General features: G+C 49.6%; 2 protein-coding genes. Both read right to left on the bottom strand.

Annotated features, from left to right (window positions below; translation table 11 throughout):
- On the bottom strand, window positions 1-271 hold a 271-nt coding region (locus A3730_RS30265), incomplete at its 3' end, for a hypothetical protein (protein WP_156500990.1).
- A gap of 401 nt (window positions 272-672) precedes the next feature.
- Window positions 673-949, bottom strand: a 277-nt coding sequence (locus A3730_RS06535) for an acyl-CoA dehydrogenase family protein (RefSeq protein WP_255364200.1), incomplete at its 5' end; no start/stop codon positions are given.

Below are 949 nucleotides of genomic sequence, written 5' to 3' on the forward strand. Positions count from 1 at the left end.
ATGGTTGTTCAGCCGACTGGCACCAATAAACCTCTATGGTTCCTGCCATCTTTTCAGGAGTTCCACCAATCATAGAATCTCTGGCTCCATATGGATGAACTATCGTTTTCTCCATGAATTCTTGCGCCGCGCTCTGGGCTCTAGATTGAGCTGCTTCGTGAAGAGAAGCTCTTGCTTCACTGCCTACGCTCATTGCATCGCCACAGGTAATTACACCTGCATTAGATAACAGTGGAAGAACACAAAAGGCAGTCAAAAATTTAGCCTTCACTTGATCTCCTAGGATGCATAACAGCGTATTCAGTCGAACGGTTCGACATATCTTTTTTCGACATAATTCTTAGCGAGGCAACAGCCAATGAGCCAAATAATTCAGTGGCTACAATGATCTGGAGCACCGCCGAGAATTGATCTCATCTGACAAAAGTCGAAGTAGCGGGTTATTTCCTGCGCTTCCTTGACCCTCTCCCCTAGTGAAACCCACTTTATATCAACCGTTTAGCTTTTTATGTAAGCCATATCCTACAACTTCATGCCAGTTCTGTTGAGCATGGGCTAGTCAGGATTTGGCTGCACCAAGGTTCGCACCTCAAGTGGTGCTCCTACAGAAAGAGGAGGCATAAAAAAAACGCGGCCATCGGCCGCGTTTTTTATTCGGAAAAATGAAGCAACTTACCGCCCGATAATGTCCCGGGAGATGATTTCCTTCATGATTTCGCTGGTGCCGCCGTAGATGCGCTGGATGCGTGCATCCACGTAGTCGCGGGAGATGGGGTATTCCTGCATGTAGCCGTAGCCACCGAACAGTTGCAGACATTTGTCAGCAACCACGCCTTGCAGCTCGGTGGTGGTGAGCTTGGCGATGGAGGCGTTGGTGGCGGTGAGTTCGTTGCGATCGTACTGGTCGATGCACTGCTCACCGTAGGCGCGGTTGACGACGACCTGGGCG

Source organism: Alcanivorax sp. HI0044 (assembly GCF_001634945.1).